The organism is Vibrio sp. 10N.286.46.A8, from assembly GCF_041470165.1.
Taxonomy (GTDB): domain Bacteria; phylum Pseudomonadota; class Gammaproteobacteria; order Enterobacterales; family Vibrionaceae; genus Vibrio; species Vibrio tasmaniensis_A.
Window position 1 is genome coordinate 1 of the sequence record NZ_JBFRLX010000219.1, and the last position, 8,652, is coordinate 8,652.

The following is an 8,652-nucleotide window of genomic DNA, read 5'->3' on the forward strand; positions in this document are numbered from 1 at the left end:
CACTCATGTGCGCCTTTCATTCATCGAACCCGTTCTAACAAGCCAACCTTTAATCAAGCTATCTGACGAGTGACTTCGAGGTATTTGTTGATATCGACAAAATCAACCTGTTCTGATTTGAGATACTCTTCTGCATAACGCAGGTGAGTACCGCTGGTTAAGAACAATCTAAACAGTTCTATATCAAGATGCTCGTCCAACGCCATTTTATACATGATGTCGACAGCAACACTGATTGGTTTCGCCCTCTTATAAGGCCTATCCGCAGCAGTTAACGCCTCAAAAATATCTGAGATCACCAGAATACGTTCTGGGATTGAAAGGTCATCACCTGTCAGCTTCCTTGGATATCCCGTGCCTTTGAGTGTTTCATGGTGCGTCGAAGCATAGCGAGGAACACGGCTTAGTTCTTTCGGGAATGGCAGGTTCTCAAGCATCTTAATCGTGCCAAGCATGTGCTCATTTATCTTAAATCTATCTTCAGCAGTTAAGGTGCCACGTGCAATACTCAGGTTATAGACTTCGCCCAGATTGTATAAGTGCTCAGGTACATCCATTTTTATTCGATATTTCGGGTCAAACTCTAACGGCCTATCTCTTTTCACTATATGTTCAGGCTTATCACATAACAGCGGCTCTACCGCTGGTAAGCTTGAGCTCGATTCTCGATTCAACGCCTCTATCGGTGATAAACCAAGTTGATCATCAAAGTTACGTGTCCAAGTCGTCTCAGCGATAGATCGAATACGTGCGACTTTGTCATCACTCATGAATTCACCACCTACGTTTGATGTCGCGATAAAAGCAAAGTCATCTTGTAGTTGTTGTTTCGTCGCTGCAAGCTCATCGGTTATTTGTTGCCTTGGTAACGTGCGTTCAAGTTGTTTCCTCAAAGCCGTAATTTCCGCATCACGCCAAAGTACTTCAAACCGCGTTCTCACTTCGTGAATTCGATTATAGTTAGCTTCTAGCTTCGTACCTTTATCGACGATGTGTTCCGGTGTCGTGATCTTGCCACAATCATGAAGCCAAGCCGCAATTCTAAACTCACGGCGCTCATCATCATTTTCAAACTTAAAGTCTTTGAAGTGCTCAGACTGCGATTTTTCAGCCGCATCAGCCAGCATCAAACCCAGTTCTGGTACACGATTACAATGCCCTGCCGTATAAGCGGACTTATCATCGATCGCCTGAGCAATCAGCTTAATAAAAGATTCAACAAAGGCCTCTTGATTCTGCTCATGCTGCTTTATCTCTGTTGCCATCTCTTTGACTGCAACAGATAACTCCCAAACTTCCTTTATTCGAGTGTCAAGTAAGGCTACGTTGTCATAATCACGCTGCTTAATCTTGCTAGTTTCAGCCTTTAATTGGCGTATCGGCCGAACAATTGGCGCACCAAATACCCAAGCTACAGGCAAAGTTAAGCTCATCAAAAGCACTGTCACACCAATAGACGTCACAACTCGTTTGTTGACCGCGCTGTAGATTTCCTCCTCAGGTATCGCAACGGCAAAATATTCAGAGTAGTGCTCGCCCGTTTCAATCTTTTTCAGATAAAGACGCTTAGGTTCTCCATTGAGCAAAATCTTAGCCATTTCACCTTCGGTCGTAGCCGTTGCAGTTCGTTCATAAAGCTCAGCATAAGGAATGGTTGTACCGGAGTTAAGGGCATGATGATGAAACCATTTTTGAGATAAAAAAGCTTTCTGTTCATCTGTGAGTGTGCGAATCGCTTGATTTAGGATAGGTAAGAACTGCTGATGTTTGTTTTGCAACATAATGTGGAACTGGTTTGGGTAATTAGCTTTGAGGTCCAACAGCACTTCATTAACTTTCAATCTTGCATGGAAAAATTTATCCAAAGAAAATTCAAGCACTGGCTTAGCGTCGAGTACTGCAAAGCTCTCACCACGATCAACAGCGTCAAATGCCAATTCTATACTAGGAAATTCAACAAGCTCAATATTTGGAAAATCTTTTCTTAGTTGAGGAATAACCGACCATCCAGATAAAATCGCAACCTTTTTTCCGCTGAGATCTCCGTAGTTTGAGACGATTTGCGCGTTTTCTCGCGTAACAACAGAGAAAGGTAGCTCGTAAATCGCATCCGTATATAAGCCTTTTACTCCGTTGCTTTCGTAATTCTGAATAGAGTGCAAACCATCGATGCTTCCCTCATGAAACTTTCCCGTTAGCTCTGCCCACGAAAAGCCATTAACGAACTCGAACTTAACACCACTCATCTCGCTAATCATTTTCAGAAGATCAATCGCATAACCGTGTGGCTGTCCAGATACAGCGAAATCCATTGGTCCCCAATCGCTTTGATTAGAGAATAACAAAGGAGGCATGCTCTCAATTACGGCTTTTTGTTGAGCAGACCAATCGATTTCACTTATTTGAGGAAGTGCATTTTCCGTTTCAGCATCTCGATTTGACGCAATAATGTTACCTGACTTTGAGTATAAGAAAGATTCTGCCTGACTATCCTCCTCTAAACCTAATGCGCTTGCAGACAACTTACTCGCTAAAGAAGATAATACGATATCGATGCCTATCACGTGTTGTGTATCGCTAGCAGCTTTTGATTCAAAAGCTAGAGAATAGGTTTGGCCAGTTATCTGGAGATGCTGAAAAAGGTAAGGCTGCGTTTTTTCAACCGTCTCTGTATTAGCGGATTCATACCAAGGCCGTGTCGTCGGAAAATAATTACTCGGTTCTGTCTTTGACTCCCTGAGATTAAACTCAAGGTCATAGTATTTGGTCGTACGGATACGGCCTGCTTCTCTGTCGCTAATCTCAATGACAACCCAACGGTCTGAGCTATCAGCACCAATTTTGTCTCTCACTAAAGGGGAAGATTCTAGATTGATAATTTGGAAGAAGCGCTCATTAGAAGAGCCTATATAAATACTGTAAAACAGAGGGTTATCTTTTATGGCTTCAGAGAGGATCCCACGCGACTCTTCGCGAGATATTTGATGGCTAATAGAGCGATGTACGGAAGAGAGTAATCGAGCGGTATTTATCGCGTCTGAGTCGACGTTACCGATATAGTCGCTCAAGTCCTGAGATACCATGGTCAACTTGGACAAGGTATGCTCTGTCGCCATTTTTTTACTGAAGTAATATTGAAGTGAAACCGCCACGATCGCCGTTAGCACCGTCGCAAGTAGAAACATCCCTCCAACGGTAAACCGCAACGAGATTTTTGTGTTTGCCATTATTCTATCCTTGAATAATCACTAGTTAAAAACGTAACACGCTAACAATACTTATATTATTACAACGCCCTACCGTCCCTAGCAACACATTATTCTATATATTATTCAAGTTCTCCTAACATTCTGTCCTGAATCTCAATAATCATGTCTTTAAATGATAATTAACTATATACGTCAGTAAACTAATACCATAATTAATTTAATGGTATTAGTTTTCATAAAATGGAAACACCTACGCCAATGACATCAAGGCAATAAGACCCGTCTTGAACTTTTCTAAGTCATTACGAATCCAGATTGAGTAGGCTGGCTATGTGTTTGATGATTGGATTGCTAGTATGAAAATGAGAGTTACCCCTTATTGTCTTTGATTACGGGATTAGCTCCTTTAATCAAAGTGGGTAACTCTCTACGTTTCGAATCGATGTATCAGATCCAGTTAGAACTAGTCAGAACTAATATAACGGTGCAACTTCACGAACAAAAACTTCCAACTGTTTTCCTATCCATGTTGTCTACCCTTCGCTATTACGACTTAAGCTTAGACAGCTACACAGAATTTAGGACAGTCTCTTACGCCCAGCGGTCAGAACGTATTAGGAGATCTAAACGTGCCGTTACGTGATGGGCTTTTCCTGCATGAATTTTGCTCAATTTACTTTTATGTAAAGCATGAGCGACTTTACTCGCATCCAAATCACTACCGGGAAGAAAGTTCATTTGGCTTCTCGCTGCTTTTAACACCTCAAGAACACCTGGAGTTTTACTCTCTAGAGATATCGGACATTCCTTAATAAACTCTCTTGACTCTTCTTTTAATAGTTCAAAAGACGAAAGAATGTTTTTTTGATGTGCCACTTTATCACTGTCAAGTGTTGTGCCTAATATCTTGGACTTTATCTTGCGTATTCCTCGGCTCAAGCTGATTCGTTTGTGTGCATTTGGCGGGGTAACATCAAGAATTTTCAAAAAATTATAAGGTGAACCATATCTAGGGATGCAAACTATATAGGCAGCTAAGATCGGGATTTTACGTATGTGTTCCGCGAAGAACTGTTCTAGCCTTTCATCACTCATTGATTGAACGTTAATTAGGTAAGTCGTACATTTTTTCTTGAATTCATTATATTCTTTTTCCATTTTCCATTTTTTGATTAGCGAGACAAAAAATTTGAAAATGGAAACAATAGCGTTAGCGATAGTTGTTACTGCTGCACCAACACCAGCACTCAGAGAGTTCACTAATATCGTCCCGCCACTTTGCAGAGTTGCAATCGAACTTGATACTGCCGCACCTTTTATTTGCTCTCTGATAGATATAATTACGTAAGAACCAACTTTGTTGGTCGCGAGCATAGTCATACCGTCAGATTTTAGGTAGTGCATTGTTTTTGTAATTGTCTTGTATGCTGACTCTAATGCGGCTTTAATATTACCAGCATGCTGTAAAACTTCGCCTAGTGTTTTTGATACAACATCGGGTAATAGAGCGAATAGTTTTTGCTTTAAATCGTTTCCAAAGTCTGTAATCGACGATAAAAATTCAGTCAACTTTTGCTTTAAAGTAGACACGATTTTCATAAACCAGTTTTGATCGCTATTCATAGCAGCGCTGCTAGCAACTGATTTAACAGCGCCTGACGCTATTTTGTAGCCGGCACTTGAATTGATTGATGACAATCCGTGAGTTCCAGCGTAATTAAGAGCCTTACCAAGTCCGATACTCTTATCGACTACCCCTTTAACTTCCTTTAGTTGACCTGCAGTTTTGCCAACAACAACAAGTTTAGAAAAGAGAGAACCACCTTCAAGCTCCGCTTTAGAGAATACTCTCAACATATCAGCGTACATTGGATTTTGATTTTGCATGTATAAAACTCTTATTATTTAGCTGTATTAGTTCAGAAACGAAAGTGTTCTGCTTTTGCAAGAAAGGACAACACATTGAGCATTATTTTTTCAAAGTTAAATTAGGCTTAGACACCTAGAGTATTGAGCTTTATCGCCCGATTATAATTAAACTCTATGTACTCTATATAGTTTGCCATATCTGTTCTTTTGTCACAATCGGCTAATATAGCTCTGCCGCAAATATAATTAGATTCATAGAGACTGATGAAGCTCTTAAGGCAAGTTGTGGTGAGAATGAATCGGTAATTTTTGGTACTCAAGCCTGCACCTTCAAGTTGATTCGGTATACAGGCAACTTCTAAATTAAGAAGCAGCCTTCCAAAGAAAGCTATAATACACCTTAATATATTATCAAATTTATGCTATAAATTTAGACTCATAATTCCAAATCAAGTCAGTTCATTAATATTGATACCACACAATATCAGAACATCTTCGAGCATTATCAGGCGAGCCTATGACGGATAATTTCTCCCCTTCTGCCAGTGCGATTGTGGCAAAAGATTCTAAAAGCAATGAGCATGCAGTCAGCGATTTTGCTATTTCTGAGTACCTGTCGAAGCCTTTTAAAATCGAACTAACACTCATCTCAAAAAACTTTTCAATTGATGACCAGCTTGGTCAAAAGCTTTCGATTACACGCTTTATTAACGACACTAACAACCAAGCAGCCACGCGTGTATTCAACGGCATTGTTACGCAAGTTCAGTTATTGGGCATGGACAGTAACCTGCAGTATTCTAGTTATCGCATCACTCTAAGGCCGTGGTTTTGGTTATTGATACACACTCATTCTTTCCGTGTTTATCAAAACCAATCGACTAAAGATATCGTTTCAGATGTGTTAACCCAAGCAGGTTTCAGTGGCTCATTTAAGGCTGGTACCATGCCCTCATCCAAACGAGAGTATTGCGTTCAATATGATGAAAGCGACTTTGATTTCGTAACTCGCCTGCTTGCTGAAGAAGGGGTTCATTACTTTTTCCAACACAGCGACTCAGATCACGTGATGATGCTACAGGACGCTCAGAGCCCTTATAAAAAGTCAGATATCGGTAAACTGGACATGATTGAAGTCCCTTCAGGCAACAATCCATTACTCGATAAATGGATGCCGCAAGGTCAATTTCATGGTGCCAGCATCGAACTGACTAGTTATGATTACTCACAAACTAAACTCGTGAGCAGTAAACAGAAAAAATCCAGCCATAAGATAGCTAACAACACCAAGTTAACGAAACAGTTTTACCCTAACCTTGGTATCACTGGTGGGATGGAAGACCTTGCCAGCAACCTAGTGAAAAGACGAATTGAACAGCTCGAGCAAAATTATCAAACCGTAGAAGCCGAAGCGCAACACGATTCATTTGAATTGGGTAAATGGTTTTCACTATCATCCCATTTAGACAAAGATCAACTCGGTGACTATTTAGTCACAGAACTTCACACGAGTTATAGCACCGAAAACCATTGTCAAACACGTCTCACCCTTCTTGACACGTCGACTCCTAATTATCCTTCACCGACGGACAAGGCAAAAATACACGGACTACAAAGCGCCATCGTAGCCGGCAATACCGCAGGTGAGATTAATCAAGATGAACAAGGTCGAGTTCGCATTCAATTTCATTGGGATACACAAACATCCGGAGACAAAACGAGTTGCTACGTGCGTGTTGCTCAGATGATGGCTGGCAATGGTTATGGTGCTCAGTTTATTCCAAGAGTAGGACAGGAAGTACTGGTCAGTTTTATTGATGGTGACCCAGATCAACCGATTATCACAGGAAGCGTTTATAACAGTAAAAACCCGCCACCTTACAAAGAAGCTAACTCAACGAAAACAGGTATTAGCACTAAGTTAAGCGGATTGGCTAACGAGCTCTATTTTGACGATAAGAAAGACAATGAGCTCTTGTACATGCATGCAACCAAAGACTTCACGAAAGAAATAGAGAACAACCTGACAGAGACCATCAAAGGTGAGTTGCTCCAGAAAACCACCAAACAAGTTAACGTATCAACAGAAGATAATTACACCCTCAACTCAGACAAAGCTATCGCTGCCAAAGGTAAATCTATATCCCTAGAAGCGGATGACGAGATTGAGCTAAAGGTTGGGTCCAGCAAAATCACTATGTCTTCATCTTCGATTAGTATTGAAGCAAGTAACATTGATATCAAAGCGAGTAGCGCACTCAACCTTGAAGGCATGAACGTAACAAGTAAGGCGACATCCGCGAACAAGATATCAGGTGTAACAACCGCTCTCGAAGCGACAAGCTCCAACAGTATTAAAGGACTCAGTGTCGCGATTAAAGCGGATACTACACTCACAGCAGAAGGGTCTTTAAGTGCCGAGTTTAAATCAGGCCTAAAAGGTACTTTTAATGGCGGCGTACTTGGCGAATTAAAGGGTGCTATTGTAAAGGTGAATTAGTGAATTCAATAGCTAGCATTTAAACCACACTAGAGCACAAATTCAGGTAAGACAGAAACATGTATAAAAAAATTCCATATCAAACTGGCAGGCAGTTACTCGACAGATTCTCAAGCTCCGACGAAGCACAAGCACTGATTAATGACGAATTCAACATTGATGATTCTATTCAAGCTTTATTGGAAAGCGAGCTATATTTCGACTTAGTTCAGCTCCTTGCTCACGGATTGCCTGTTCGAGAGGCCATTTGGTGGGGCGCACATACGCTCGATGCGAGAAGTGATGTGTGGTCTACAATGCAAAAACAATGTATTTCAACAGCCAAAGATTGGGTCAAGTCACCTTCAGAAGAACAGAGAAGAAAGAGTGAACTCTTTGCGAATAAGCTCCAACTAAATTGTGGGCCATCTTGGCTAGCTCAAGCCGTATTTTGGAACGGATCCGGCAGTATTGTTGCACCTGACTTACCCAACGTCCTCCCCGACCCTTTCTTATATTCCAAAGCGGTAGCGGGTGCAATCAACCATTCCGCAGCCTTACCCAATTGGGATAAAACCAACGAGTACTATAAGAAATCCATTGGTATTGCTCTCGAGCTTGCCAAAGGCAGCCAATCATAAAGTTACAGATGACAGGAGTGGCCGATGACGTTAGCCGCAAGATTAACTGACATGCATGTTTGCCCGATGCAGACACCCGCACTTCCACCAATCCCCCATGTCGGAGGCCCAATCGTTGGACCTGGTGTACCGACAGTTCTCATTGGCAATATGCCTGCAGCAACGCTTGGGGATATGTGTGTTTGTGTTGGTCCCCCAGATAGCATCATCAAAGGCAGTGCTACTGTACTTATCATGAATAAGCCTGCTGCGCGTATGGGAGATACAACTGCCCACGGGGGTACTATTGTCTTGGGTATGCCTACCGTAATGATTGGAGGATAAAACCCTTGCATTTCATAAGGTTTCGAAAAGTCGGCTTACTGGGTAATTTTCTTGGATAAAGTTCAAATTTTTGAGTAAATATCTATTTTACATAGGACTTTTTAAGAAAAAGCGATAGAATATATAAATG

General features: G+C 41.4%; 5 protein-coding genes. 3 read left to right on the forward strand and 2 right to left on the reverse strand.

Going from position 1 to position 8,652, the window contains the following annotated elements:
- Positions 1 to 53: 53 nt before the first annotated feature.
- Together AB4232_RS19225 and AB4232_RS19230 are read right to left on the reverse strand one after the other, a co-directional pair.
- Positions 54 to 3,227, reverse strand: coding sequence for an HD domain-containing phosphohydrolase (locus tag AB4232_RS19225; protein ID WP_372087778.1), 3,174 nt, complete (start codon positions 3,225 to 3,227; stop codon positions 54 to 56).
- Between the two features lie 573 nt (positions 3,228 to 3,800).
- Positions 3,801 to 5,096: a hypothetical protein gene (locus AB4232_RS19230; protein WP_009846613.1), complete on the reverse strand. Its 1,296-nt coding sequence runs from the start codon at positions 5,094 to 5,096 to the stop codon at positions 3,801 to 3,803.
- Between the two features lie 499 nt (positions 5,097 to 5,595).
- On the opposite strand from AB4232_RS19230, the gene AB4232_RS19235 reads away from it, so the two are divergent.
- The 3 genes from AB4232_RS19235 to AB4232_RS19245 are packed head-to-tail and all read left to right on the forward strand — an operon-like array spanning position 5,596 to position 8,522.
- The gene (locus AB4232_RS19235; protein WP_135443181.1) at positions 5,596 to 7,578 is read left to right on the forward strand and encodes a type VI secretion system Vgr family protein; all 1,983 of its coding nucleotides are present in this window, start codon (positions 5,596 to 5,598) and stop codon (positions 7,576 to 7,578) included.
- Between the two features lie 59 nt (positions 7,579 to 7,637).
- A complete protein-coding gene (locus tag AB4232_RS19240) occupies positions 7,638 to 8,198 on the forward strand; it encodes a DUF6931 family protein (RefSeq protein ID WP_012603810.1) in 561 nt (186 codons plus the stop codon).
- Positions 8,199 to 8,222: 24 nt separating this feature from the next.
- A complete protein-coding gene (locus AB4232_RS19245) occupies positions 8,223 to 8,522 on the forward strand; it encodes a PAAR domain-containing protein (protein WP_009846610.1) in 300 nt (99 codons plus the stop codon).
- Positions 8,523 to 8,652: the final 130 nt, after the last annotated feature.

Bases quoted from the DNA above. Each gene is read 5' to 3' on its own strand.
- AB4232_RS19225 (WP_372087778.1), bottom strand. From the start codon at position 3,227: ATGGCAAACACAAAAATCTCGTTGCGGTTTACCGTTGGAGGGATGTTT.
- AB4232_RS19235 (WP_135443181.1), top strand. From the start codon at position 5,596: ATGACGGATAATTTCTCCCCTTCTGCCAGTGCGATTGTGGCAAAAGAT.
- AB4232_RS19240 (WP_012603810.1), top strand. From the start codon at position 7,638: ATGTATAAAAAAATTCCATATCAAACTGGCAGGCAGTTACTCGACAGA.
- AB4232_RS19245 (WP_009846610.1), top strand. From the start codon at position 8,223: ATGACGTTAGCCGCAAGATTAACTGACATGCATGTTTGCCCGATGCAG.
- AB4232_RS19230 (WP_009846613.1), bottom strand. From the start codon at position 5,096: ATGCAAAATCAAAATCCAATGTACGCTGATATGTTGAGAGTATTCTCT.